This window comes from Pseudomonas bharatica CSV86, assembly GCF_000319305.2.
In the GTDB taxonomy this organism is placed as follows: Bacteria; Pseudomonadota; Gammaproteobacteria; order Pseudomonadales; family Pseudomonadaceae; genus Aquipseudomonas; species Aquipseudomonas bharatica.
The window spans coordinates 158,885-183,611 of the sequence record NZ_AMWJ02000002.1; the positions used below are offsets into that span (position 1 = coordinate 158,885).

Consider the following 24,727-nt stretch of genomic DNA (forward strand, 5'->3'; position numbering starts at 1 on the left):
CCCACCAACCTGATACCATTATCAGATGGTTGATAGATCGACTCCGTAGTTGAGTTCCTCTGCGAAGTCCGGCAGTCCGTAACCGATGGTTTTCTTGTAGAAAGGAGAGACCTTCGCAGTCGGTGCCTTCTTCTTGTGCTTCGTGGTGTAGAGCATTCGTGCCCGCATCACCTCGAAGGAGTAACCGCGCCCTTCACGGTTCTTGTCCTTGGCCAGTCGGTTGATGGACTCCGTGTAAGCGTTGGTGACGGGCATGTCCGTCTCGAAGTAGGTCATGGTCTCTTCGCGCCAGTTTCCCACTGCCCTGACCAGATCGCTCCAGACTTCCTTTTGGCCCTTCGGGATGGTGGCTATCCACTCGTCCAGGGCGGCTTCTGCCTGGAGCCGTGTGGTGGCGTCCCAGATGCCGTAGAAGCGCTCCTTGTGCTCGTAGGCGGCCAGCAGTTGCGGGAACGCGCCTGTCCAGGTCTCCATGATGAGGCGCTCCCGGTCTGAGACTTCGTGAGCGCGTTTCAGCAGGATTTTCCGGTCTCCCTTGAGAGTCCGGCTCTGGGACGGTTTCAGCTCCTTTCTGAGGCCCTTGCGCACTCTCTCTAGGGCATCGTTGGCCATGCGCACCACATGGAACTTATCGACCACGATACGGGCCTGGGGCAGCACAGCCTTGACCGCTGCCCGGTAGGGGTTCCACATGTCCATGCTGACGATCTCGACCTTCTGCCGGTCTTTCAGCTTCATCAGGTAGTTGGTCACCACGTCCTGGCGGCGGGTGGCCAGCAGGTCGAGCAGGGTTCGCTCCTCAATGTTGGTCAGAATGCAGCGGTAGCGCTTGTTCAGGTATAGCTCGTCAATGCCCAGGATGCGGGGCGTCTCGAAGCGGTGCCAGCGCCCCAGGAACTCGGCGCGGGCGTTGAAGATGTCGCGCACCGTCTTCTCGTCCAGGCCGGTCTGTGCCGCCACAAAGGTGTAGGGGTGGTTGAAGGATTCCTTCTCCACGTACTCATGCAGCCGCAGTGTCATACGGAATCCGTCCACCATCTCCGGTAGCTGGGGCCTGAATGTTGTCTTGCAGGCCCGGCAGGTGTATCGGCGGCGGACCACCCAGAGAGTGACCCGCTTGCCGTGGATGGGCAGATCACGATAGGGAACGTCACGCTTGCCGAACCGCACGAACTCACCCTGCACGCCGCACCCCTCGCAGGCTACTGGTGTAGGTGCTTCAAGCCGAAAATGTATGTCTTCATTCTGCTCATCAGAATCCACCAACTGGTACCCAGGAAGGCTTAACGAATTAATCATCTCCCGCCTTGATCAGAAAAACAGGTAGGTGGCGTAACCGGCAATCATCGCCATAGCAAAAATGACTGCTAAAAACGCCGCTAAAAGCTTCAGCGTGAACAAAGAGCGCAACAGAATGAGCTCAGTCAGGCTGGCTCCGGCACTGCCGATGATCAACGCTAGCACCGTCCCGGCACCCACGCCTTTGGCCATCAGAGCCGCTGCCAGAGGTATGACGGCTTCAGCGCGAATATACAACGGCACGCCGATGACAGCGGCAACTGGAATGGCAAAGGGATTATCTGGGCCTGCATACTGCTCCAATAAGTCAGTGGGCATGAAACCATAGATCACGCTGCCAATCGCAATACCGATGAGCAGGTAAGGCAACACATCGATAAAGTCCGACCAAGCTTCCCGCCACACACCACTGTACTTCCCTTCTTTCTTAACCGTGACAGTGGGTTGACTGTCACAGCATTCGCTAGACGTAGAGACTGTTGTCTTCCTATCAGCCCCGCAAGAAGCCGTCTTCGGAGTGGTGTCGCAGCTGTTGGTGCCGCAACTCGATGCGGTCGATGTAGCACTGCACGGGCTTGCTGATGAACTACATCCACTGCTCTCTTGTGTCGCCGTCCGGCGCACATAACGCTCGAAGCCAAGCGTGTGAAGCAGCCATCCGGCACCTACCGCGACCACCAAAGCGGCGAGCACATAGATAGCAGTAAGTGTCCATCCAAACGTGGCAACCAGCAGGCCGACGACGATAGGATTCAGCAACGGAGATGAGAAAAGAAACACCATCATCGGCCCAAAACCGGCCCGTGCCCGAATCAACCCTTTCAACATGGGGATAGTCGAGCAACTACAGAAGGGCGTTATAGCTCCTAAACCAGCAGCAAGAAAATAGCCTCGCTTCCCACTGGAAGTCAGTAACGCTTCCACCTTGGATGGTGGGATGTGACGTTGAAGAACTCCGACCAGCAAGCTAATGCCAATGAATAAAACCGATAGCTCGATAGCGAGAAAGGCGAACATGCCTAGAGCGTCTTGGAGTTGAGATGACATTCAATATTACTCCTATATTTCTAGTATTGTCGAAATGATGTACGCAGCCTACTTGCGTTTATCCGACCTGTCAACTATAATTCTAGAAACATCGAATTATTGGGGCGTGCTATGGATCACGAAAAGGTTGCAGCCAGCTTAGCTGAGCTAGGGAATAGTCACCGACTGTCCGTGTTCCGCTTTCTGGTCAAAGCTGGCCATGATGGGGCTTCGGTCGGAGATATCCAGAAGGGGCTGGGTATTCCTGCTTCGACGCTATCACATCACCTTGCGCGCATGGCCAAGGTAGGGCTGATCCGGCAGGAGAAACATAGCCGCACGATTGTCTGTATACCCGAGTATGGGCACCTAGAGAATTTGATCGGTTTCTTACAAGAGGAATGTTGTGCAGGTGTCCGGATTGCGCATGAACCAGAACCGCTTTGACGCTTGCCCAGCTCTCGCTGTCCTCCCTAGTCAGCATCGCTATGAAGACTCAGGCGAAGGTGGAAACAGAAAATTGGCAGTAGAGTAGGCTGAAGAGGATCAATCAGATAATCCGCTGAGAAAGATTTTCTTCTTTACATCTTTGGCATTTTATCAACCAGAAATTCCGGATACCCGTTTTTTCATTGGCGCAACAAATCAGCCGCAATTGACGCGATTGACGATGCCCTTGTCATCGGCATGCAGGTTCAACCGCTCGGAGCGATACTCCAGGGTGATCGCATCGGTAGGTTTCAGGATACGGGCCAACTGTGCGCCGCTTGCCTTGCGCGCCTGCTCCAGCAGGTCGGCAGACGCAGGCTTGCCAACGACAAATCCGGCATTGCCAGCGTCGCAACGACCATCAGTGTTCGCAGGAGCCACCGGCTCGGGTGTCTTCGATGCACTGCCACCGCTGCTGCAGCCGACCAGAACGGCAGCAGCCAAGAGGCTCACCAGTGACGCACGCAAATGAAACATGAATCCTCCTTAAGGGATGCTGAATGCTGTTCGTTCCGACAGCATCTGATGCCAGTTGTTACAAAAGCGGGTCAGTTTGCCTGAGTCGCATGCTCAGGAAAAATGGCAATAGTGTCTGGATTTTGCACAGATCGATTCAGTACAGATCAATATAGTCGCTGACAGGCCTTGACCAGTTATCCTGCAAGACCTTGAACACTTGCCGAACCCAGCGCTCATCTTCCGCAGCCACAGCCCCCACGCAGCCGGAACCGGCTGCCCAGGTTTCCAGCCGGAACAGCAAGCCATCCAGTTGCGCGCCGCCAACCACTTCGGACAACCAGGCCTGCCCCGCTCGACTGACACGCAACTGGTTGTGCTTCATCGGATTGCCGCTGGCAAGCAACTGCCGGACGTTGTCGAGGGTGAATTGCCGGGGGTCGTTGAGATCGATGGTCATGCCGCGGTCCTGCCGGAGAAATACCGATAGTTTGCCATGTCGGCATCCTTATGCCTAAGTCGCAGAGCGACCTCCCCTGGAACACGGTTAAACTGAAAGCACCGCACCGAACCCGGTCATGCAAGCACAGGGACCCTGGAACCAGCGGCATGCTTTCAATAAAACGGCAACCGTGAGATCTCCATGACCAGCCACAGCATCGATGCCGACATCAAGGTCAAATGGCCTGAAGGACAGAGCGCCTATAGCCCGGGAACAGCGGAAGAACTGAGCCTTATCGCAATCGACCTGCTGGTCAAGGAGATGGGTAGCGATGCCGCCCGCCTCTTCATCGACCAGGTCTTCGAGCGCTACCGGAACGACCCGCTGGCTGCTCATCCCCATGACGTCAGCCACCGAGCTCTTCCAGACGAGGAATCGACGGCTGGGCCCCTGCGCGAGTAACGGAAATCGCAGCAGCACGCTGGCCGAAAAGAATCGACTCATGCTCGGTGCAGCCGCGAGCCAAAGCCGCCGCGAACGCACCGACGAAGGTATCGCCGGCCGCCGTGGTATCGACTGCTTGCACCACTGGCGCGGCGAAATGCTCGCTTCCCCGGGCACTGACCATTACCGCACCTTGCGCCCCCAGTGTAACGATGACCCGAGCCGCGCCCAGGCCGCGTAGATGCCGGCCTGCCTCCTGCGCCGAGGACAGGTCGTCCACGGGCAGGCCGGTCAGGGCCGCCGCCTCGCTTTCGTTGGGAATCAGGTAGTCGACGGAGGCCAGCCACTCCACGGGCAGTGGACCGTTGACCGGCGCAGGATTGAGAATCACCGTCTTGCCCAGTTGCCGCGCTCGTGCAAGGGCAAATGCCACGGTATCCGGCGGTACCTCCATCTGGCAGACCACCACATCCGCCCCCTGCAGCATCGCGTCGAAACGCTCTATCAAGCGAGAGGACAGGCAACCATTGCTGCCCGCGACAATGACGATGGTGTTCTGGCTGGCTGCATCCACCACGATCAACGCCACACCGCTGGACATGCCAGCAACCACCTCGAGCGCTCGACAGTCGATACCCTCTGCAATCAGCCCCTCGCGCAGCGACTGGCCATAGGCATCATCACCGACACAACCGATCATCGCGACCTCGGCCCCGAGCCTTGCAGCGGCGACCGCCTGGTTCGCCCCCTTGCCCCCGGGGACCGTGGTGAAAGATTCTCCCGCCAGGGTCTCCCCTGCTCGTGGCAGACGCTGTGCGCGAGTCACCAGGTCCATGTTGAGACTGCCGATCACCACAACCCTGCCCTGCATGATGCGCCCTCAGCCCTCTGCGCCGAACAGGTCAGGACTGCGCCCGGTAGACTCGCGCAGGACGATCTTCGGCGCGACGATCCGCTGTTCCACAGGTAGCGTTCCAGCAGCCACTATGCGCCGCAACAGCATCGACGCAGCCATCTCGCCAAGGTCACGGATGGACTGCCCGACCGTGGTCAACGCCGGATAGACGTACTGGCACATCTGGATATCGTCGAAACCGATCACCGACAACTCGCCCGGCACCGTGATATGACGCTCGGCAGCAGCGCGCAATACACCCATGCCGATCATGTCGTTGCCGGCGAAGATCGCCGTCGGGCGGTCGCCGGCGAGCAGGCGGGCTGCCGCACCGTAACCACCGAGGCTGGTGAACTCGCTGCTGACCACCCGCCCCTCGGGCAAGCTCACCCCCGCTTCAGCCAGGGCCCGCTGGAAGCCGGCAAGGCGCATCTTCGCCACGCTGGTCTGCGCCGGGCCATTGATGCAGGCGATATCCACGTGCCCCAGATCAAGCAGGTGCCGGGTCGCCAGATAGGCTCCCTGCTCGTGGTCGATGCGCACGAGATCGGCGTCAACCCCCTCCAGCTCGCGATCGAGAATGACCATGGGTGTTCGCACGCCTGACAGGCTCTCGAGCAGATCGCGCTCCTCCCCCACCGAGGCCACGATCAGGCCGTCGATGCGCTTTTCCAGCAGCACCCGCAAATAACTGCGCTGCTTTTTCGGATTGTCGTCGGAATTGCACAGAATGACGCAATAGCCGTTACGCTCGCAGGCATCCTCGATTCCCCGGGCCAGCTCGGCAAAATACGGGTTGACGCTATTGGGCACCAGCAGACCGATGGTTGCGGTGCTGCGGGCCTTGAGGGAGCGCGCCACTGCACTGGGCACATAGTCGAGTTCGGCGATCGCGGCCTCGACCTTCAAACGCACCGGCTCGCTGACCGGCCGGGTCTTGTTCAGCACATGGGACACGGTGGTATAGGAAATTCCAGCCAGTGCCGCTACGTCTTTTATGGTTGCCATGCTTTCAATTCCACCGACCTGTGCGCCGGCTGCGATAAGTGTCGATAATCACGGCGATCACGATGACCGCTCCGGTAATGATGCGCTTTGTCGGCTCCGACGCCCCGATTTGCGCCAGCCCCGCCGCCAGCACGGAAATGATCAGTACGCCGAAGAACGTACTGACCACCGAGCCACGCCCGCCCATCAGGCTGGTACCACCGATCACCACGGCGGCGATGACCTGCAGCTCCAGGCCGGAGCCGGCATTGGGGTCGGCCGCCTCCAGCCGGGAGACCTGGAATAGTGCCGCCAGGCCGGCAAGCAAACCCATCAGGGCAAACACGAGGATCCGGTAGGGCCGGGGATCGACCCCGGCCAGGCGCACGGCCTCTTCATTGGTGCCGATTGCGACCAGATAGCGGCCAAAGACCGTACGCACCAGCACCAATTGGGCCAACACGATCACGGCCAGGGCAATCAGGAACGACGGCGAAATGCCAAAGGCGATGGGATCGGACAACCAGGCCAGGGCATCCCCGACATAGGCAGTGCGCGAATCGGTCAGTTGATAGGCAGCACCCCTGGCCATCTCCAGCACACCAAGGGATACGATGAAGGAAGGAATACGCCAGGCTACGGTGATGGATCCGGTAAGGCTGCCGACCAGGGCCGCACTGCCCATGCCCAGCAAGGCTGCCGGCAATACACTCCAGCCCCAACCCAGCATGGCGACGCTCACCACCGAACCCGCGAGGGCCAGCACCGAGCCGACGGAGAGATCGATTCCGCCGATGACCAGCACGAACGTCATGCCTACCGCCAGCACCATCAGATCGGGAATCTGGTTGGCAAGCGTGCTGAAGGTCGCGTAGGACAGGAAATGGCTGCTGAGCAGGGAAAACAGGGCAACCATGCCCAGCAGGGCACCTGCAAGGCCGAAGCAGGTGCCGAACGCAAGCCGACCGGGGGCACGCTTGGCCGTCGGCGCAGTACCCAGGGAGGATGTCTTCATGGCGGATTTCCCGGCGCTGCCGCGGACGACAGCGCTTCAGGTTCGTGATAGCCGGAAAAGGCCGCAGCCAGCAGGTTGTCCTGGCTCCAGTCGCCCCGCTCGAAGGTACTCACCAGCCGCCCCGCACTGAGCACACCGATACGGTCGGATACCAGCATCAACTCGCGCAGGTCGCTGGATACCACCACCAGCGCCTTGCCCTGGCGAGTCAGTTCGGCAAGCAGATGATAGATATCCAGCTTCGCGCCGACGTCGATGCCCCGGGTCGGTTCGTCGAACAACAATACCTGGCAGTCCCGTTCGAGCCATCGGCCAATCACGACCTTCTGCTGATTACCGCCGGACAGCTCCCTGACCAACTGCTCCGATCCTGCGCTACGTATGCCCAGGGCAGCGATGCACCGTTCGGCCAGCGCCCGCTCGGCGCTTTGGCTCACCATACCCGCGCGGGATACCGCTGCGAGGTTCCCCAGGACCAGGTTGGCACTGACCGACTCGCCCGGAAGCAGACCCTGGCCCTTGCGGTCCTCGCTGATCAGGGCAATGCCAAGACGCGCCGCCGCCATCGGCGAATCGATGCGGCATTTCCGCAGTGGCCGGCCCACCTCCAGCGTGCCGTGATCGGCAGGGTCTGCGCCGTAGATCAGGCGCAGCAGTTCGGTACGTCCTGCGCCCACCAGGCCGAACAACCCGAAGACCTCGCCAGCCCGCACTTCGAACGAAACATCGACGACCTTTTCTCCTCGCCCCAGGCCGCGGACCCGCAGCAACGGCTCGCCAATCCGCCGATCTGGCGCCTGGATATGCTCGACCAGCTCCCGCCCCGCCATCAACCTGAGCAACTCCTGGCTGCTGTAGCGCAGGATCGGCTCGACGCAGACCAGCTGGCCATCGCGCAGTACCGCGATACGTTGCGCGATGCGCCTGAGCTCTTCCAATCGGTGGGAGATATAAAGCACCGCGACTCCGCGCTCACGCAGCAGCTCTATCTGCTCGAAAAGCAGTTCAACCTCATGCGCCGTGAGCATGGCAGTGGGCTCGTCGAGAATCAGCAGATGGCAGTCGCCGATAAGGTTGCGGGCGATCTCGACCATCTGCTGGTGGCCTATGCCCAGCTCTGCCACCGGCGTATTCGGATCGATAGCCTGCAGCCCCATGCGCGCCATGGCCACCCCGGCCTGGCGCCGCAGGCGCTTGCGATCGATCCAGCCGAAGCGTCCGGGCAACTGGTTGAGGAACAGGTTTTCCGCAACGCTGAGAGTCGGCAGCAGGTTGAGTTCCTGCATCACCATTCGTACACCCAGGCGCTCGGCAACAGTGCGACTGCCTGGCTGGTAGGGACGCCCCTGGAACTCCATGCTTCCGGCGCTGGCCAGTTCCAGGCCGGCGATGATCCGCGACAGCGTACTCTTGCCCGCGCCATTCTCGCCGGTAAGCGCCACTACCTCGCCGCGCCGAAGGGTAAGGTCGATGCCGCCAAGCACCTGCTGGGCGTAGGTCTTGCCTACCCCGCTGACGGTCAGTAGCACGTCGGTGCTCATTGTTTGCCGACCACCAGGTCGACCGGCGTCTGGATGACATTGTCGCCATCCACCTCTGGCTTTTCGCCCTTGAGCATCTTCAACGCCGCCTCGATGCCAAATACTGCCTGTCGGGCGGCATACTGGTCGGCGCTGGCGAGCACACGCCCGTCGGCCAGCATCGGCGCAATGGCCTTGATGTTGTCGTACCCCACCACCTGAACCTGACCGCTACGCCCCGCCGAGCGCACCGCCGAGACTGCGCCCAGTGCCATGCTGTCGTTGCCTGCAAGCAAGGCCTTGAGATTGGGGTATTCGTTGAGCATCGCCGACGCAACGGCATTGCCCTTGTTGATTTCCCAATTGCCGGACTGTACCGAGACAACCTTCATCTGGGCTGCCTCCATCGCGTCCTGGAAGCCGGCGGTACGTTGCTGCGCATTGGTGGTAGTCGGCACCCCTTCGATGATGCCGACCTCGTCACCGGCCTTGAGCCTGCTCGCCAGGTAGTCGCCGACCAGACGCGCGCCCTTGCGGTTGTCCGGCCCGACGAAGGGCACGCTGAGTTGCTTGCTCGCAAGCACCCCGGGATCGAGGCGGTTATCGATATTGATCACGATGATGCCGGCATCCATGGCGCGCTTGATCACTGGCACCAGTGCCTTGGAATCGGCAGGTGCGATTACCAGGGCATCCACCCTGGAGACGATCATCTGCTCGACGATACGGATCTGCGCGCCAGTATCGGATTCGTCCTTGATGCCGTTGGACACCAGTTCGAAGTCATCCGGGTGTTCTTTCTGATAGGCCTTGGCGCCATCCTTCATGGTCAGGAAGAACTCGTTGGCGAGGGACTTCATGACCAGGGTAACCTTGGGGCGGTCTTCGGCGCAGGCGACGGAAGCAGTGAAAAGAACGGCGAGTACGGCCAAGGCCCGGATCCGTCCAAGGGAAGGCAAATGCATGAAGTTCACTCCGTTTTTTGCTTTTTTATCGGATAGCAAACGTTTGCTGTACGCAACTATGAAAGCGGCACAGGGCTTTGTCAAATAGGCAGCCACCACGCGACGACATTCGGGAAATTGTCGCTCAAACGCCTGGAAATCCAAACTTTCAATTGGAACAGTCCGGAATTCCCGAGGGAACAAAGTGCCTTTTCGATTTCAGGCAAGGGGCCAGCTTTCGCACAGTCCTACATGAGCCAGGCGAACCCTCACTGAAAATTGTTTTTCCGGCCATGCAGCAAAACTGCGGCGAAGCAGTCATACCCCCTCTTCGAAACGACTAGCTGTTGCGAAAAATCCTACAGTTAAATACTGTATACGCATACAGCAAAAACAAGGAACACTTTCGTGGCCACTCCCTCCGCTACCACGCCAGCCAGCAGTTATGAGCAACTCGGCGTGCGCATCCAGAAAATCATCAATTCCCCGACCGCCCAGCGCTCGAAGGCGGCGCTGATCTTTCGCCTCGAACAGGAGTCCCCGGACGACTGGGAAACCCTGCTCGAGGAAATAGCAGAGAACGACAACGTCACCCTCGCCCATCGCGACGATGGCGGCGTGCAGATTTTCTGGACGGTGCCGAAGGAAGACTGACGCGGATGAGATTCACGTTTTTGGCAGCCAGCTGCCTGTTGTTCAGCCTCACCGCCCACGCAGACGCACCTCGGACTTTCAGCGAAGCGAAGAAGATCGCCTGGCGCTTGTACGCCCCGCAATCGACGGAGTTCTATTGTGGTTGCAAGTACACCGGGAACAAGGTGGACCTTGCTGGCTGTGGCTACGTCCCGCGCAAGAATGCCAACCGCGCCTCGCGGATCGAGTGGGAGCACATAGTGCCGGCCTGGCAGATCGGTCATCAGCGCCAATGCTGGCAAAGCGGTGGACGCAAGAACTGTTCGCGCAACGATACCCTGTACCAGCGTGCAGAAGCCGACCTGCACAACCTGGTGCCGAGCATCGGCGAGGTGAATGGTGATCGCAGCAACTTCGCTTTCGGCTGGCTGCCCGAGCAACACGGGCAATATGGTTCGTGCCTGACCCAGGTGGATTTCAAGGCGAAAAAGGTCATGCCGCGCCCTTCCATTCGAGGAATGATCGCGCGCACCTACTTCTACATGAGCAAACAATATGACCTGCGCTTGTCCAGGCAGGACCGCCAGTTGTACGAAGCCTGGAACAAGACCTATCCGGCACAGGCCTGGGAGCGCCAACGCAACCAGCGCGTAGCGTGCGTAATGGGCCACGGCAACGAGTTCGTCGGCCCGGTTGATCTCAAGGCCTGTAGTTGAAGTTAGGCCAGCGTCTGTAGATAGGCACTGGCCTGCTGGCAACGCTGCAGTCGGGCAATGTCGGCAGGGCCTGCAACCTGGATGCGGCCCGGATCGCTTTCATCGGCCAGGTCCGCCAGCTTGACTGCCCGGGCCAGCGGGTCATTGCCGATCCTGGCGACGAATTCCTCGTCGCTTTCATCGCAGCGTGGACTCAACGCCTGCACCGCAGCAAGGATCTTCAGGGCGAAGCCTTCGCGCGCCAGATCGGACAGGGTCATGGGTGAATCCTGAAGCACCTCGTGCAGCACTGCGACGATGCGCTGCTCGGTAGTCGAAACCCGCAGCATCACCCGCAATGGATGCAGGATGTACGCAGCGCCGCCTTTGTCCCGGTGCCCTTCATGGGCACGGGCTGCAACCGTAATGGCTCGCTCCAGCGTGGACATGGCCCCCTCCTCACCGTTGCCGCACTCATTGAAACACCTCTATCAATGAGCATAGACCGACAATGCGCCAATACCGTTCCAGAGGACATTACACAAAGGATTATCGCGGGGCGTCGTGCTGGATGACCACCGAGTCGGTGCCCAGGCGTGCCATTACATCGTCTTTGCTGGCCACGGCCTCGGCCTTTTCCATGAACGGCCCGAGAAGGACCACAGGCTTGCCGTCACGGTAGACCACCGAGGACGGGATGCCCTTCTCGATCAGGCGCGCGGTGATATCGCTCAACGCCCCCATGTTCGGCCCCTGGACGATTTCCACATCCCACCCCTGCGGTGCCGGGTCGTTGGCGAGGGCATCGGCACGACGCTGCAGGTCAGCACCACCGCAGACTTCCCGGATACGCAAATCGTTGCCGGTTTCGTCGATGATGATGTTGTAATCCGCGCCGTTCTTGATCGCTACGTAGCTGCGGTATGGCAGGTAGTTGCCGTTGTCGTCCTTGCCGCGGAACTGGCCACAGATATCGCCCTTGGTATTGAACCGCACGTTGGCGAACTTGGCCGTCTTCGGATTCTGCAGGTGCTCGGCGACCTGCTTGTGCACCCGCTCGGCATCGTTGTCACAGCCGGCCAGGGCCAGCACTGCCATTACCACCGCCACTTTGCGCACGCGCTTACCTCCTGAATTCAAGCGGCGGATTCTAGCACCCGGCCACACTCCCGGTCCGCTACTCCTTGACGCAGTCCACGGTGTACACCCGCCCAGCATCTGTTTCCTGATGTTGCAATCCATGCACATCGGCGACGAATCCGGGAAAACCCGTGTCGAAAGCCCGCGCGAAAGCGAGGTAATCGATGATCGACCGGGTCGCCTCGGTGAAGCGCTCACCAGGCATGATCAGCGGAATGCCCGGTGGATACGGGACCAGCATCACCGCAGCGACACGGCCCAGCAACTGCTCGATAGGAACCGCCTCCACTTCGCCGCGAACGAGCTTGTCGTAGGCCACGGACGGCTTCATCACCACTTCCGGTAATCGGGTGTAGAGGCGCTTGAGCTGCTTGGCAGTGGCATTGCTGCGATAACAGGCATGCAGCTGATCGCACAGATCACGCAACCCCATGCCGCGGTAACGCTGCGGATCCAGGCTGGCAACGCACGGCAGGCAGTGGGCCAGCTCGGTATTGGCATCGTAGCTGCGCTTGAACTCCAGCAGTTCGGTGAGCAACGTGCTCCATTTGCCCTTGGTGATCCCCATCGAAAAGAGCACCAGGAAGGAGTAGAGCCCGGTCTTTTCCACCACCAGGCCGCGTTCCCAGAGGAATTTGCTGACCACCGCCGCGGGAATGCCATTGCGATCCAGGCTTCCCGCCGCATCCAGGCCGGGCATGACCAGGGTCACCTTGATCGGGTCGAGCAGCACGTAGTCCTCGCCGAGATCACCGAAGCCGTGCCACTGCGCCTGGGGCTCGAGCAGCCAGTCTTCCGTGGCGACACGATGGATACCCTCGACCCGCGGCGGCTGCCAGACGCTGAACCACCAGTCGTCGGCACCAAGGTGTTCGCGCAGGTTGGCCAGGGCGCGCCGGAAACTCAGGGCCTCGTCGAACATTTCCTGAAGCAGCGAGCGCCCCGCCGGCCCTTCCATCATCGCCGAGGACACATCCAGAGAGGCCAGGATGCTGTACTGCGGCGAGGTGGAGATGTGCATCATGAACGCTTCATTGAAACGGTCGCGGTCCAGCTGTCGACGACCGCCATCCTGCACATGGATCATCGATGCCTGGCTGAAGGCGGCAAGCAGCTTGTGGGTGGAGTGGGTACTGAACACCAGCGGGCTTTCGGCGCTGCGCGAGGTGCCCATGGCGTAGCGTCCGGCAAAAAATTCGTGGAAGGCCGCATAGGCGTACCAGGCCTCGTCGAAATGCAGGACCTCGACGCTGTTGCCAAGGGTCTGCTTGATCATCTCGGCGTTGTAGCACAAGCCGTCATAGGTGGAGTTGGTCACCACCGCCATCTTGACCCGCGCCTCACGCTCCCTGGCCAGCGGATTGGCAAGGATCTTGGCCTGGATCGACTCGGCGCTGAACTCGCTGAGCGGAATCGGCCCGATGATGCCCAGCTCGTTGCGCTCCGGACAGAGGTACAGGGGAATCGCGCCGGTCATGATGATCGCGTGTAGCACCGACTTGTGGCAGTTGCGATCCACCAGCACGAGGTCATCGCGGCCCACCATCGAATGCCAGACGATCTTGTTCGCCGTCGAAGTGCCGTTGATCACGAAGAACGTGTGGTCGGCACCGAAATTGCGCGCGGCGCGGGCTTCGGCCTCTGCCAAAGGGCCAGTGTGGTCCAGCAACGAGCCCAGTTCCGGCACGGAAACCGAGAGGTCGGAGCGCAGGGTGTTCTCCCCGAAAAACTGGTGAAACGCCTGCCCTACCGGACTCTTGCGATAGGCTACGCCGCCACCGTGGCCCGGGGTATGCCACGAGTAATTGGATTGCGCGGTGTGCTGCACCAGCGCCTTGAAAAATGGCGGCAGCAGGCCGTCGAGGTAATTGTGCGCAGCGCGGGCAACCTGGCGAGCGAGAAAAGGCACGGTGTCTTCGAACAGGTACAGGATGCCGCGCAACTGGTTCAGCTCGCTCATCGCATCGGCGGGGGCGTTTTCCAGGGTGACCTGCTCGCCCAGGGCGAAGATCGGCAAATGGGGCGCACGGGAGCGGGCCAGGCGAATCAGCTCGACCATGTTCTGCAACAGATGGGTGTTCTCGCCGGCGCCCTCGGCGGCGATCAGCATGCAGGCGAGGCCGTGATGGGTGGCGGCGACCAGGCGACCTTCGGCGTAGTCGATGGCGCTGAGGATGGTGAAACCGTCCTGGGCCAGTTCCTGGGCGATGCCACGGACACGGTCACCGGCCACGGTGTCGGACTTGATGTCACGGTGAACGATGAGAACGGGAAACTTGAGGTCCTTGTACATGAGCGGCGTTACCTTCTTCCTGCGACAGGCCTCGTGGGCCGTTCATCTCAGGGTAGAAGGTCGCCGCGATGGCGCGCGGGAAATGCCTCAGTTGCCCTGCGCCAGTTGCTGCCACAGGGCCGGGGCACCGGCGGACTTGGCCACCGCTTCGAGGCGGGCAAGGTGGGCTTCGAGTTCCTCGGGCGTGGCGCGGATGATACGTCCGGCCTGCCGGCTTGCGGGCAGACGGCGGATCTCGCTGCCCTGGTTCGCCGCACCCTCACCCTCGCCCTCGGTGCCAGCCAGCGACAGGCTGGTCTGGCCACCGGTCATCGCCAGGAAGACATCGGCGAGCAGCTCGGAGTCGAGCAAGGCGCCGTGCAATTCACGACCGGAGTTGTCGATGCCGTAGCGTTTGCACAAGGCATCGAGGCTGTTGCGCTGCCCCGGATGGCGCTCACGGGCCATCATCAGGGTGTCGAGAATCTCGCAATGCTGCGACAGGTCGGCGCGATCCTGCTGGCCGATCAGGGCGAATTCATTGTTGAGGAAGCCAACGTCGAACGATGCGTTGTGGATGACCAGGCGCGCGCCCTGGATGAACTCGAAGAACTCGTCGGCGACTTCAGCGAAACGCGGCTTGCCCACAAGGAAGGCGTCGGTGATGCCGTGAACGCCGATGGCAGCCTCGTCGCTTGGACGATCCGGCTGCAGATAGACGTGGAAGTGACGCCCGCTCAAACGCCGACCGATCAGTTCGACACAACCGATCTCGATGACCCGGTGGCCATCGGTCACCGGCATACCGGTGGTTTCGGTATCGAGGACTACCGACCTGTTGTTTTGCAAATCCACGCCGGTGATCTCCTGCCGTGTTGCTGAAAACGGCGAATCTTAACCCAGCTTCGCCATGGCGTCCCGGAGATTCATCGGCACGCGCCTCAGCGCATGCCGCGGACCTCGTCGACTCCGCGATTGGCCAACTGGTCGGCACGTTCGTTGCCGTGATGGCCGATATGGCCGCGTACCCATTGCCACTTGACCTTGTGCCGGTTGACCTGCTCGTCGAGCAACTGCCAGAGATCGGCGTTCTTCACCGGTTCCTTGGCGGCCGTCTTCCAGCCCCGTTTCTTCCAGTTGGTCATCCACTCGGTGATGCCTTTCATCACGTACTGGGAGTCGGTCACCAGGAGCACCTCGCACTCGCGACGCAGCGCCTCCAGGCCCTTGATGGCCGCCATCAGTTCCATGCGGTTGTTGGTGGTTTCCCGCTCGCCACCCCAGAGCTCCTTCTCGACCCCCTTGTAGATCATCAGGACGCCCCACCCGCCTGGGCCGGGATTGCCCTTGCAGGCACCATCGGTGTAGATCTCGACGCTATCGCTCATGTACAGCCTTTTTCATCGTTGAAAGGTCTGCCTTCCGGGTGGGGCGCCTGGCGATTGACCTTGGCCAGCGGCAGCGGCAGCAGCTTGCCCATCGGCTCGCGGCGCTCCTGGCGCAACGGTCGCAGGCCGACCACCATCTTGCGCGCGACAAGCAGGTAGACCCCGCCACCGGAGCCCTGCCAGCGCCCGGCAAGACGCTCCCACCCCGCCAACCGGGCTTGCCAGGCCGGCGAGGCAAGCGGCGGACGATAGCACCCGAACCGGCGTTTCTCCAGCGCGAACCCCAGCAGGTTGAGCCAGTCGCCAACCCGCGACGGCGAGATGCAGCGAGCCTTGCGCAAGGCATCGTGGGCGAATACACGACGAATGCCCCAACTGCTCCAGGGGTTGATGCCGACGATCAGCAGGTGCCCCCCGGGCGCACACTGCTGGCCGCTTCGCGGAGCAGGCCGTGGGGCGACAGGGAAAAGTCCAGGCCATGTTGCAGCACCACAACGTCGGCCGCATGTTCGCTGAGCGGCCAGGCCTGCTCCTCGCAAACGATTTCGACTCCCGGCAGTGGCGCACCGAGCCGCACGTTGCGCTGCACCTGGGGGGCCGTGGGGGGTGGCTCGGCGCCAGGTCCGTAATGGACCAGATAGCCACCAAAATAACGGCCCAGTTCGTCCTCGAGCAGGCGCTGCTCCTCGGCGAGCATCAGTTGTCCCAAGGGCCCGGCGAACCAGTCGCGGGCCAGGGTGATCAGTTCGAGCCATTGCGGATCGGCGTGGGCGAAGGCTTGATCGGTCATTGCATTCTCCCTTGAAGGTTCTCGATGGAACACATAGCTACTAAGATGCACCCTTGTCCCACGTTTGGCGAATCGCTCGATGATACAGATAGAAGCCTTGCCCGCTTTCAATGACAACTACATCTGGTTGTTGCAGGACGCCGAAAGCCGCCGCTGCGCAGTAGTCGATCCGGGCGATCCGGCACCGGTGCTGGAGTGGCTTGGGCAGCATCCCGGATGGCGCCTGGAGGATATCCTCGTGACCCATCATCACCATGACCATACCGGCGGTGTCGAAACCCTGAAGGCGGCCACCGGCGCGCGGGTCTGCGGGCCGGCCAGCGAAGCCATTCCCGGACGCGACCTGGCCCTTAAAGACAACGCGGTGGTACGGGTCCTGGATACCGACTTCCGGGTCTTCGCGGTTCCCGGCCACACCCTCGGGCACATCGCCTACTTCAGCGACCAGCCCGCCACGCCCTTGCTCTTCAGCGGCGACACCCTGTTCGCCGCCGGCTGCGGCAGGTTGTTCGAAGGCACGCCGCAGCAGATGCACGACTCACTGCAACGCCTGGCTGCCTTGCCGGGAACGACGCTGGTGTACTGCGCACATGAATACACCCTGAGCAACCTGCGTTTTGCCTGCGCCGTCGAGCCGGCCAACCAGCAGGTTCTAGCACGGTTCGAAGAAGTTTCCCGCTTGCGTGCGGAAAATCGCATCACCTTGCCCTCGACCATCGCCCTGGAACGTCTGACCAACCCTTTTTTGCGAGTGGAAGAAACATCCGTTAAAGAAAAAGCAGACGAACGGACGGGAGCCTTAAACCCTACGCCAAGTGCTGTTTTTGCTGGGCTGAGGGCATGGAAGGATAAGTTCTGATGATTGCCGCTTGATGACCGGCTGGTTCTGAAAGGTTGACCCGCCTGGGGGCGCTTTCTAGAATCGCCCGACATTTTCGCCCGGAACTCTGTCCCAGCCAATGTCGTCCAATCGCCGCAGAACCTTCACCACCGTCGCCATGACGCGCCTTGCACAGGCCGTCGCGCTCGGCCTGACAGCCACCCTCGTGGGCTGCCAGAGCACCAGTCAAATGGGCGACAACGAAGCCGTTCGCATGCACGTCCAGCCCCGCGTGAAGCACAAGCCTGTGTTCGTCCAGGCCAAGCCCGCCGAGCAGGCGCCGCAGGACGTCTGGGAGCGCATTCGCCAGGGCTTCCAGTTGCAGGACGATATCGGCGTCAACCCGCGTATCGAGCAGCAGCGCCTGTGGTTTGCCAGCAACCCGAGTTTCCTCGAGACCGCTGGCGACCGCAGCAGCCTCTATATCCACTACATCGTCGAGCGCCTCGAAGAACGCGAAATGCCACTGGAGCTGGCCCTGTTGCCGGCAATCGAGAGCGCCTACAACCCGCTGGCCTATTCCCGTGCCCACGCGGTCGGACTGTGGCAGTTCATTCCCTCCACGGGGCGTCACTACAACCTGCGCCAGACCCGTTTCTACGATGGCCGCCGCGACATCACCGCGTCGACCAACGCCGCGCTGGACTACCTGACCCGCCTGCACGACATGTTCAACGGCGACTGGCTGCTGGCCCTGGCCGCCTACAACGCGGGCGAAGGCACCGTCAGCCGGGCTATCGAGCGCAACGAACGGCTCGGCCTGCCAACCGACTACTGGAACCTGCCGCTGCCCCAGGAAACCCGCGACTACGTGCCGAAGCTGCTGGCCCTGTCCCAGGTGGTGCTGACTCCGGAGGCCTACGGGGTCAACCTCAATCCGATCGCCAACGAACCCTACTTCGAAGCCGTTGCCATCAAGGACCGCCTCGACCTGTCGCGGGTCGCCGCCCTGGCCGAGATCGACGAGGACGAGCTGTTCCAGCTCAATCCTGCCTTCAAGAAACGCATGACCGTGGATGGCCCCAGCAGTTGCTGGTGCCCACTGCCAAGGCACAACTGCTGACCAGCAGCCTGTCGAGCATGAAGCCCGAGGAACTGCTCGCCCTGCAACCCCAGGCCGCAGTGTTCAAGGCCGCCCTCGCCGAAGCCGAAACCCCGCCTGCACGCAGCGTGCGCTACAAGGTCAAGCGTGGCGACAGCCTGGGCAGCATCGCCAAGGCCAACCGGGTCAGCGTCAAGGACCTGCAACGCTGGAACAAGCTCAAGGGCAACCGCCTGAGCGCAGGCCAGACCCTGGTCATGAACAGCAGCCAGCCGGCCATCAAGCTGGCCTCGACCACGAAGTCGGCACCTGCTGCCGGCAACAAGCAGCGCGCCACCCAGTACAAGGTGCGCAAGGGTGATTCGCTGTACCTGGTCGCCAAACGCTTCAATGTCGAGATGCAACATCTCAAGCGCTGGAATCCGCGCAGCGGCCAGGCTTTGAAGCCAGGCCAGACACTCACCGTCTACCTGCCTCATTGATAAAGGAAGGCGCCGCCCGACTGCGGCGCCAGACGCCACGGATGCGCTCTTTTTCCTGCCGATACAAGCTGTTACTGTAGGGAAACAAAGCCCAAGCCGCCTGGATCGGATCGCCGACTTGATACGTCCCCTCCTGCTGTCATTCAGCCTGGCCTTGAGCTTTCCCGCGGGCGCAACGATCACCGAAAGTCACGGTTACGCCCAGTTCGGCACGCTCAAGTACCCAGCCAAATTTACCCACTTCGATTGGGTCAACCCGCAAGCGCCAAAAGGCGGCACCTTGCGTGCCATGGCATTCGGCACCTTTGACACCCTCAATCCCTATACCTTCAAGGGCAGCAGCCCGGTTACCACGCCGAACTTCCTGCAATACGGGGTCAACGAGCTCAATGAAACGCTGATGGTCGGCACCGGCCAGTACGACCCGTCCGGAGACGAGGCGACGTCGAGCTACGGGCTGATCGCCCGTTCGGTCGAATATGCGGAAGACCGCAGCTGGGTGGTCTTCAACCTGCGTCCGGAGGCGCGTTTCCATGATGGCCGGCCGATCACCGCGGCGGATGTCGCATTTTCCTACCGCACCCTGCTCAAGGAAGGCCACCCGATCTACCGCACCAACCTCCAGGAGGTCGAACGGGTCGATGTGCTCAACCCCAGCGCATCCGCTTCGTCTTCAAGCGTGCCGGCAATCCCCTGCTGATCCTGCGTCTCGGTGAAATGCCCGTGCTGCCACAGCATTACTGGCAAGGGCGCGACTTCAAGGCCACCACCTTCGAGCCACCACTGGGTAGTGGCCCGTATCGCATCAGCGAGGTACAGCCGGGCCGGCGCCTGGTGTTCGAGCGAGTCAAGGACTGGTGGGGCAAGGACCTGCCGGTCAATCGGGGCAAGTACAACTTCGATCGCGTCGAGTACGAGTTCTATCGCGACAGCGACGTGGCATTCGAAGCCTTCAAGGCCGGCGAGTTCGACATCTATATCGAGCACCAGGCGAAAAACTGGGCCAATGGCTACAACTTTCCGGCGGTGCGTCGTGGCCAAGTGATAAAGGCGCAGATCAAGCACCAGATCCCGACCCAGACCCAAGGGCTGTTCATGAACAGCCGGCGTGCAGCCTTTGCCGATCGCCGCGTACGCCAGGCGCTGGGCCTGATGTTCGACTTCGAATGGACCAACCGGGCACTGTTCAGCAGCGCCTACCGGCGTGCCACCAGCTTCTATCCCAATAGCGAATTCAGCGCCGGAGGCTTGCCGGTGGGCAAGGAGTGGCTGCTGCTGGCGCCATACCGTGACCAATTGCCCGCCGCGATGTTCACCAAACCCTTCGCCGTCAGCCAGACCGACGGCCGCGGGATCAGCCGCGACCAGTTGCGCCAGGCCCTGGAACTGCTCGGCAAGGCCGGCTGGAAGCTCGACGGGCAGCGTCTGCTGAACAGCAACGGCCAGCCGCTCAGGCTGGAGATCCTGCTGGTCAATCCGAACCTGGAACGCATTCTCCAGCCCTACGTGGAGAACCTCGCCAGCATCGGCATCGACGCGCGCCTGCGAACTGTCGACCGGGCCCAGTACAAGCAGCGCCTGGACCAGTTCGATTTCGACATGATCCTGATGACCCTGACCCAGACCCTCAGCCCCGGGCTGGAACAATGGCAGTATTTCCATTCCAGCCAGGCCAGCACCAAGGGCAGCAAGAACTACGCCGGAGTCGACAGCCCGGTGGTCGACCACCTGCTCGACGCCCTTCTCGCCTCACAGACCCGTGATGACCAGGTGGCCGCCACCCGCGCCCTGGATCGGGTGCTGTCGTGGCAGTACTACATGATTCCCAACTGGTATCTCGACTATCACCGCCTGGCCTACCGCAACCGGTTCGCCTTCGTCACCACCCCGCCCTATACCCTGGGGCTGAATACCTGGTGGCTCAAGCCTTCGGAGAACGCCCAATGATGCCGATGCCCCATCTGCGCCTGATGCTCGGCGGCCTGCTTCTGGCCGGCCTGAGCCTGCCGGGTCTGGCTGCGCCGCAGCATGCCGTGACCCTTTACAACGAAGCGCCGAAGTACCCGGCGGACTTCAAGCATTTCGACTATGTGAATCCCGACGCGCCAAAGGGCGGCACCTTCCGCGAGAATGGTTTCGGCAGCTTCGACAGCCTCAACCCGTTCATCAGCAAGGGTGTGCCGGCAGACAACATCGACCTGGTATACGACACGCTGGCCCGCGCCAGCCTGGACGAGCCCTTCACCGAGTACGGCCTGCTGGCCAAGCAGATCGAGAAAGCCCCGGACAACAGTTGGGTGCGTTTCTACCTGCGCCCGGAAGCGCGTTTTCATGACGGTACACCGGTGCGCGCGGAAGACGTGGTGTTCACCTTCAATACCCTGATGAAAAGCGGCGCCCCGATGTTCCGCGGTTATTACGCGGACGTCGCCGAGGTCGTCGCCGAAGACCCGCTCAAGGTCCTGTTCAAGTTCAAGCACAGCAACAACCGTGAGCTTCCGCTGATCCTCGGGCAGCTCGCCGTGCTGCCGAAACACTTCTGGGAAAGCCGCGACTTCACCAAGGGCAGCCTGGAAATCCCGGTGGGCAGCGGGCCGTACAAGGTCGCAGAGGTCAAGCCAGGACGCTCGATCCGCCTGGTGCGCGACAAGAACTACTGGGGCAAGGACCTGCCCATCAACCGCGGCTTCTACAACTTCGACACCATCACCGTCGACTATTACCGCGACAACACCGTAGCCCTCGAAGCGCTCAAGGCCGGGCAGTTCGACTACTGGTTCGAGACCAGCGCGAAGAACTGGGCCACCGCCTACAACATCCCCGCCGTTCGGGAAAAACGCCTGATCCGCGAGGAGATCCCCAATGGCACGCCCACCGGCATGCAGGGCTTCGTCTTCAACCTGCGTCGCCCGGTGTTCCAGGACGTGCGGGTGCGCCAGGCGCTGAGCCTGCTGCTGGACTTCGAATGGACCAACAAACAGTTGTTCAACGGGGCCTACACCCGCACCGGAAGCTATTTCGAAAACTCGGAGATGGCCGCCCGGGGCCTGCCTGGCCCCGATGAGCTAAAGCTCCTGGAACCGCTGCGCGGCAGGATTCCCGAGCAGGTCTTCAGCGAGGAATTCAAGAACCCGGTCACCGACGCCAGCGGCATGATCCGCGAACAGCAGCGCCAGGCCTACAAACTGCTCCAGGATGCCGGCTGGCGCATTGAGAACGACCGGATGGTGAATGCCCAGGGCAAGCCACTGACCATCGAGTTCCTGCTCGCACAGACCGAGTTCGAACGCATCCTCCTGCCTTACAAGCGCAACCTTGCCGATCTCGGCATCACCCTGAATATCCGCCGCGTCGATGTCGCCGAATACATCAACCGCCTGCGCTCCCGGGACTTCGACATGATCGTGGGCGGTTTCCCGCAATCGAATTCCCCGGGTAACGAACAGCGCGAGTTCTGGCAGAGCAGCAGCGCCGAGAACCCGGGCAGCCGCAACTACATGGGCCTCAAGGACCCGGCCGTCGATAGCCTGGTGGAATCGCTGATCAACGCCGACTCGCGGCAGAGCCTGATTGCCCATACCCGCGCGCTCGACCGCGTATTGCTCTGGGGTTACTACGTAGTGCCGAACTGGCATATCAAGACCTGGCGCGTGGCCTACTGGAACCATATCGGCCACCCGGACACTCCGCCCAAGTACGATATCGGCATCAATACCTGGTGGATCAAGCCCGAGGTCAAGCCGGCCACCCCGGTGACGCCGCAGGACACCGCAGCCGACGGGGAACAGTAAGATGCTGGCCTACATCCTGCGGCGCCTGCTGCTGATCATCCCGACCCTGTTCGGCATCCTGATCATCAACTTCGTCATTATCCAGGCCGCTCCCGGCGGCCCGGTGGAACAGATGATCGCCAAGCTCGAAGGCTTCGAGGGCGCCACCAGCCGGATTGCCGGCGGAGGCGCCGAAGTCTCGGTGGCCGGCTCCAACTATCGCGGTGCGCAAGGCCTGGATCCGGCGCTGGTCAAGGAGATCGAGCGCATGTACGGCTTCGACAAGTCGGCGCCGGAACGCCTGTGGATCATGGTCAAGAACTATGCCCGCCTGGACTTCGGCGACAGCTTCTTCCGCGATGCCAAGGTCGTCGACCTGATCGCGGAAAAACTGCCGGTGTCCATCTCCCTCGGGCTGTGGAGCACCCTGATCATGTACCTGGTATCGATTCCCCTGGGGATCGCCAAGGCCACCCGGCACGGCAGCCACTTCGATGTCTGGACCAGCTCGGCGATCATCGTCGGTTATGCGATCCCCGCCTTCCTCTTCGCCATCCTGCTCATCGTGGTCTTCGCCGGCGGCAGCTACCTGGACTGGTTCCCGTTGCGCGGACTGACGTCGAGCAACTTCGATGAACTGAGCACCTGGGGCAAGATCACCGACTACTTCTGGCACTTGGCCCTGCCGATCACCGCCCTGGTCATCGGCAACTTCGCCACCATGACCCTGTTGACCAAGAACAGCTTCCTCGACGAGATCAACAAGCAATACGTGGTCACGGCCAAGGCCAAGGGCCTGACGCCGAACCGCGTGCTCTACGGCCATGTGTTCCGCAATGCGATGCTGCTGGTGATCGCCGGCTTCCCTTCGGCCTTCATCGGCATATTCTTCACCGGCTCGCTGCTGGTCGAGGTGATCTTCTCCCTCGACGGCCTCGGCCTGATGAGTTTCGAGGCTGCGATCAACCGCGATTACCCGGTGGTCTTCGGCACGCTGTTCATCTTCACCCTGCTGGGGCTGGTGGTGAAACTGATCGGCGACCTGACCTACACCCTGGTCGATCCACGCATCGACTTCGAAAGCCGGGAGCACTGAGATGAAACTGTCCCCTCTCAATCGCCGCCGCTTCGAGCGCTTCAAGGCCAACCGCCGCGGCTGGTGGTCGCTATGGCTGTTCGTGATCCTGTTCGGCCTGAGCCTTGGCGCGGAATTGATCGCCAACGACAAACCACTGGTGGTGCGCTACGACGGCGAGTTCTACTTCCCGGCGTTCAAGCGCTACCCAGAGACCACCTTCGGCGGCGAATTCCCGCTCGAGGCCAACTACAAGAGCCCTTACATCCGCGACCTGCTGGAGAAGAAGCAGAGCTGGGTGGTCTGGGCGCCGATTCCATTCAGCTACCAGAGCATCAACTACGACCTCAAGGTCCCTGCCCCTGCGCCGCCTTCCGCGCAGAACTGGCTGGGCACCGATGACCAGGGGCGGGATGTGCTGGCAAGGGTGATCTACGGCTTCCGTATCTCGGTGCTGTTCGCCCTGACGCTGACCGTGCTCAGCTCCATCATCGGCGTGATAGCCGGTGCGCTGCAGGGCTTTTATGGCGGCTGGGTCGATCTGGCCGGACAGCGCTTCCTGGAGGTCTGGTCGGGCCTGCCGGTGCTGTATCTGCTGATCATCCTGGCCAGCTTCGTCCAGCCCAACTTCTGGTGGCTGCTGGGGATCATGCTGCTGTTCTCCTGGATGAGCCTGGTGGATGTGGTGCGCGCGGAGTTCCTGCGCGGGCGCAACCTGGAATACGTGCGGGCCGCGCGCGCCCTCGGCATGCAGAACGCCGCGATCATGTACCGGCACATCCTGCCCAACGCCATGGTCTCGACCATGACCTTCCTGCCGTTCATTCTCACCGGCGCCATCGGTACCCTGACCGCACTGGACTTCCTCGGCTTCGGTCTGCCGCCGGGCGCTCCGTCCCTGGGCGAACTGGTGGCCCAGGGCAAATCCAATCTGCAGGCGCCATGGCTGGGCATCAGTGCCTTCGCCGTGCTGGCCCTGATGCTGAGCCTGCTGGTATTCATCGGCGAATCCGCCCGCGATGCCTTCGACCCGAGGAAATGAG

Annotated in this window: 22 protein-coding genes and 3 pseudogenes; 10 read left to right on the top strand and 15 right to left on the bottom strand. The window is 61.5% G+C overall.

What is annotated here, in order from left to right; genetic code table 11:
* Positions 1–21: 21 nt before the first annotated feature.
* Together CSV86_RS14185 and CSV86_RS14190 are read right to left on the bottom strand one after the other, a co-directional pair.
* Positions 22–1,299, bottom strand: a complete 1,278-nt coding sequence (locus CSV86_RS14185; protein WP_000610830.1) for an ISL3 family transposase — start codon at positions 1,297–1,299, stop codon at positions 22–24.
* A gap of 12 nt (positions 1,300–1,311) precedes the next feature.
* Entirely contained in the window at positions 1,312–2,316 is a 1,005-nt protein-coding gene (locus CSV86_RS14190; protein ID WP_040363373.1) for a permease, read from the bottom strand.
* A gap of 141 nt (positions 2,317–2,457) precedes the next feature.
* Between CSV86_RS14190 and CSV86_RS14195 the strand changes: the two genes are divergently transcribed.
* Complete coding sequence (locus tag CSV86_RS14195) at positions 2,458–2,772, top strand: ArsR/SmtB family transcription factor (protein WP_000349485.1); 315 nt, start codon at positions 2,458–2,460, stop codon at positions 2,770–2,772.
* A gap of 198 nt (positions 2,773–2,970) precedes the next feature.
* Here the strand turns inward: CSV86_RS14195 and CSV86_RS14200 are convergent, their stop codons facing one another.
* On the bottom strand, positions 2,971–3,291 hold the full coding sequence (locus CSV86_RS14200) for an I78 family peptidase inhibitor (protein WP_009400227.1): 321 nt from the start codon (positions 3,289–3,291) through the stop codon (positions 2,971–2,973).
* A gap of 136 nt (positions 3,292–3,427) precedes the next feature.
* Positions 3,428–3,730: a hypothetical protein gene (locus CSV86_RS14205; RefSeq protein WP_009400228.1), complete on the bottom strand. Its 303-nt coding sequence runs from the start codon at positions 3,728–3,730 to the stop codon at positions 3,428–3,430.
* A gap of 183 nt (positions 3,731–3,913) precedes the next feature.
* Here CSV86_RS14205 and CSV86_RS14210 point away from each other — a divergent pair, with 183 nt between their 5' ends.
* The gene (locus tag CSV86_RS14210; protein WP_009400229.1) at positions 3,914–4,174 is read left to right on the top strand and encodes a hypothetical protein; all 261 of its coding nucleotides are present in this window, start codon (positions 3,914–3,916) and stop codon (positions 4,172–4,174) included.
* On the opposite strand, the gene rbsK is transcribed toward CSV86_RS14210, so the two are convergent.
* Genes rbsK through CSV86_RS14235 form a run of 5 tightly spaced genes read right to left on the bottom strand, consistent with a single transcriptional unit; the run spans position 4,119 to position 9,538 of the window.
* Positions 4,119–5,027: a ribokinase gene (rbsK, locus tag CSV86_RS14215; RefSeq protein WP_009400230.1), complete on the bottom strand. Its 909-nt coding sequence runs from the start codon at positions 5,025–5,027 to the stop codon at positions 4,119–4,121. The two genes, CSV86_RS14210 and rbsK, sit on opposite strands and share 56 nt — an antisense overlap.
* A 9-nt stretch (positions 5,028–5,036) precedes the next feature.
* On the bottom strand, positions 5,037–6,059 hold the full coding sequence (locus tag CSV86_RS14220; RefSeq protein WP_009400232.1) for a LacI family DNA-binding transcriptional regulator: 1,023 nt from the start codon (positions 6,057–6,059) through the stop codon (positions 5,037–5,039).
* A 4-nt stretch (positions 6,060–6,063) separates the two neighbouring features.
* Entirely contained in the window at positions 6,064–7,053 is a 990-nt protein-coding gene (locus tag CSV86_RS14225) for an ABC transporter permease (RefSeq protein WP_009400233.1), read from the bottom strand.
* On the bottom strand, positions 7,050–8,594 hold the full coding sequence (locus CSV86_RS14230) for a sugar ABC transporter ATP-binding protein (RefSeq protein WP_009400235.1): 1,545 nt from the start codon (positions 8,592–8,594) through the stop codon (positions 7,050–7,052). The genes CSV86_RS14225 and CSV86_RS14230 overlap by 4 nt, the downstream gene beginning before the upstream one ends.
* Entirely contained in the window at positions 8,591–9,538 is a 948-nt protein-coding gene (locus tag CSV86_RS14235) for a sugar ABC transporter substrate-binding protein (protein ID WP_009400237.1), read from the bottom strand. Before CSV86_RS14235 ends, CSV86_RS14230 begins: the two co-directional genes overlap by 4 nt.
* Positions 9,539–9,925: 387 nt before the next feature.
* On the opposite strand from CSV86_RS14235, the gene CSV86_RS14240 reads away from it, so the two are divergent.
* Together CSV86_RS14240 and CSV86_RS14245 are read left to right on the top strand one after the other, a co-directional pair.
* On the top strand, positions 9,926–10,171 hold the full coding sequence (locus tag CSV86_RS14240) for a DUF1654 domain-containing protein (RefSeq protein WP_009400239.1): 246 nt from the start codon (positions 9,926–9,928) through the stop codon (positions 10,169–10,171).
* Between the two features lie 5 nt (positions 10,172–10,176).
* Positions 10,177–10,866, top strand: coding sequence for an endonuclease (locus CSV86_RS14245; RefSeq protein WP_009400241.1), 690 nt, complete (start codon positions 10,177–10,179; stop codon positions 10,864–10,866).
* 2 nt (positions 10,867–10,868) lie between these two features.
* On the opposite strand, the gene CSV86_RS14250 is transcribed toward CSV86_RS14245, so the two are convergent.
* From CSV86_RS14250 to CSV86_RS14275, 6 genes and pseudogenes are all read right to left on the bottom strand, one after another.
* Positions 10,869–11,294: a hypothetical protein gene (locus CSV86_RS14250; protein WP_009400243.1), complete on the bottom strand. Its 426-nt coding sequence runs from the start codon at positions 11,292–11,294 to the stop codon at positions 10,869–10,871.
* A 100-nt stretch (positions 11,295–11,394) separates the two neighbouring features.
* Positions 11,395–11,964 carry an SPOR domain-containing protein gene (locus CSV86_RS14255; protein ID WP_009400245.1) on the bottom strand — a complete coding sequence of 190 codons (570 nt, stop codon included), beginning with the start codon at positions 11,962–11,964 and terminating at the stop codon, positions 11,395–11,397.
* Between the two features lie 58 nt (positions 11,965–12,022).
* On the bottom strand, positions 12,023–14,278 hold the full coding sequence (locus CSV86_RS14260) for a lysine-specific pyridoxal 5'-phosphate-dependent carboxylase LdcA (RefSeq protein ID WP_009400246.1): 2,256 nt from the start codon (positions 14,276–14,278) through the stop codon (positions 12,023–12,025).
* Between the two features lie 87 nt (positions 14,279–14,365).
* Positions 14,366–15,112, bottom strand: coding sequence for a DNA polymerase III subunit epsilon (gene dnaQ / locus CSV86_RS14265; RefSeq protein ID WP_009400247.1), 747 nt, complete (start codon positions 15,110–15,112; stop codon positions 14,366–14,368).
* 86 nt (positions 15,113–15,198) lie between these two features.
* A complete protein-coding gene (gene rnhA / locus CSV86_RS14270) occupies positions 15,199–15,645 on the bottom strand; it encodes a ribonuclease HI (RefSeq protein WP_009400248.1) in 447 nt (148 codons plus the stop codon).
* Positions 15,642–16,435, bottom strand: a pseudogene (locus tag CSV86_RS14275) (class I SAM-dependent methyltransferase). Before CSV86_RS14275 ends, rnhA begins: the two are co-directional and overlap by 4 nt.
* A 79-nt stretch (positions 16,436–16,514) precedes the next feature.
* On the opposite strand from CSV86_RS14275, the gene gloB reads away from it, so the two are divergent.
* The 6 genes and pseudogenes from gloB to CSV86_RS14305 all read left to right on the top strand — a co-directional run bounded on the left by gloB (position 16,515) and on the right by CSV86_RS14305 (position 24,726).
* Entirely contained in the window at positions 16,515–17,294 is a 780-nt protein-coding gene (gene gloB / locus CSV86_RS14280; protein ID WP_009400250.1) for a hydroxyacylglutathione hydrolase, read from the top strand.
* 100 nt (positions 17,295–17,394) lie between these two features.
* Positions 17,395–18,839 (top strand): annotated as a pseudogene (locus CSV86_RS14285) (lytic transglycosylase domain-containing protein).
* A gap of 118 nt (positions 18,840–18,957) precedes the next feature.
* Positions 18,958–20,786 (top strand): annotated as a pseudogene (locus tag CSV86_RS14290) (extracellular solute-binding protein).
* Complete coding sequence (locus CSV86_RS14295) at positions 20,783–22,630, top strand: extracellular solute-binding protein (protein ID WP_009400256.1); 1,848 nt, start codon at positions 20,783–20,785, stop codon at positions 22,628–22,630. Before CSV86_RS14290 ends, CSV86_RS14295 begins: the two are co-directional and overlap by 4 nt.
* Position 22,631: 1 nt before the next feature.
* Entirely contained in the window at positions 22,632–23,705 is a 1,074-nt protein-coding gene (locus CSV86_RS14300; protein WP_009400259.1) for a microcin C ABC transporter permease YejB, read from the top strand.
* Between the two features lies 1 nt (position 23,706).
* On the top strand, positions 23,707–24,726 hold the full coding sequence (locus tag CSV86_RS14305) for an ABC transporter permease (RefSeq protein WP_009400260.1): 1,020 nt from the start codon (positions 23,707–23,709) through the stop codon (positions 24,724–24,726).
* Position 24,727: the final 1 nt, after the last annotated feature.

Excerpts from the sequence above, each read along its gene's own strand:
- CSV86_RS14220 (WP_009400232.1), bottom strand. The coding sequence starts at position 6,059 with ATGGCAACCATAAAAGACGTAGCGGCACTGGCTGGAATTTCCTATACC.
- CSV86_RS14260 (WP_009400246.1), bottom strand. The coding sequence starts at position 14,278 with ATGTACAAGGACCTCAAGTTTCCCGTTCTCATCGTTCACCGTGACATC.
- CSV86_RS14295 (WP_009400256.1), top strand. The coding sequence starts at position 20,783 with ATGATGCCGATGCCCCATCTGCGCCTGATGCTCGGCGGCCTGCTTCTG.
- CSV86_RS14250 (WP_009400243.1), bottom strand. The coding sequence starts at position 11,294 with ATGTCCACGCTGGAGCGAGCCATTACGGTTGCAGCCCGTGCCCATGAA.
- CSV86_RS14305 (WP_009400260.1), top strand. The coding sequence starts at position 23,707 with ATGAAACTGTCCCCTCTCAATCGCCGCCGCTTCGAGCGCTTCAAGGCC.
- rnhA (WP_009400248.1), bottom strand. The coding sequence starts at position 15,645 with ATGAGCGATAGCGTCGAGATCTACACCGATGGTGCCTGCAAGGGCAAT.
- CSV86_RS14195 (WP_000349485.1), top strand. The coding sequence starts at position 2,458 with ATGGATCACGAAAAGGTTGCAGCCAGCTTAGCTGAGCTAGGGAATAGT.
- CSV86_RS14225 (WP_009400233.1), bottom strand. The coding sequence starts at position 7,053 with ATGAAGACATCCTCCCTGGGTACTGCGCCGACGGCCAAGCGTGCCCCC.
- CSV86_RS14235 (WP_009400237.1), bottom strand. The coding sequence starts at position 9,538 with ATGCATTTGCCTTCCCTTGGACGGATCCGGGCCTTGGCCGTACTCGCC.
- CSV86_RS14245 (WP_009400241.1), top strand. The coding sequence starts at position 10,177 with ATGAGATTCACGTTTTTGGCAGCCAGCTGCCTGTTGTTCAGCCTCACC.
- CSV86_RS14300 (WP_009400259.1), top strand. The coding sequence starts at position 22,632 with ATGCTGGCCTACATCCTGCGGCGCCTGCTGCTGATCATCCCGACCCTG.
- gloB (WP_009400250.1), top strand. The coding sequence starts at position 16,515 with ATGATACAGATAGAAGCCTTGCCCGCTTTCAATGACAACTACATCTGG.
- rbsK (WP_009400230.1), bottom strand. The coding sequence starts at position 5,027 with ATGCAGGGCAGGGTTGTGGTGATCGGCAGTCTCAACATGGACCTGGTG.
- CSV86_RS14190 (WP_040363373.1), bottom strand. The coding sequence starts at position 2,316 with ATGTTCGCCTTTCTCGCTATCGAGCTATCGGTTTTATTCATTGGCATT.
- CSV86_RS14185 (WP_000610830.1), bottom strand. The coding sequence starts at position 1,299 with ATGATTAATTCGTTAAGCCTTCCTGGGTACCAGTTGGTGGATTCTGAT.
- CSV86_RS14205 (WP_009400228.1), bottom strand. The coding sequence starts at position 3,730 with ATGACCATCGATCTCAACGACCCCCGGCAATTCACCCTCGACAACGTC.
- CSV86_RS14210 (WP_009400229.1), top strand. The coding sequence starts at position 3,914 with ATGACCAGCCACAGCATCGATGCCGACATCAAGGTCAAATGGCCTGAA.
- CSV86_RS14230 (WP_009400235.1), bottom strand. The coding sequence starts at position 8,594 with ATGAGCACCGACGTGCTACTGACCGTCAGCGGGGTAGGCAAGACCTAC.
- CSV86_RS14200 (WP_009400227.1), bottom strand. The coding sequence starts at position 3,291 with ATGTTTCATTTGCGTGCGTCACTGGTGAGCCTCTTGGCTGCTGCCGTT.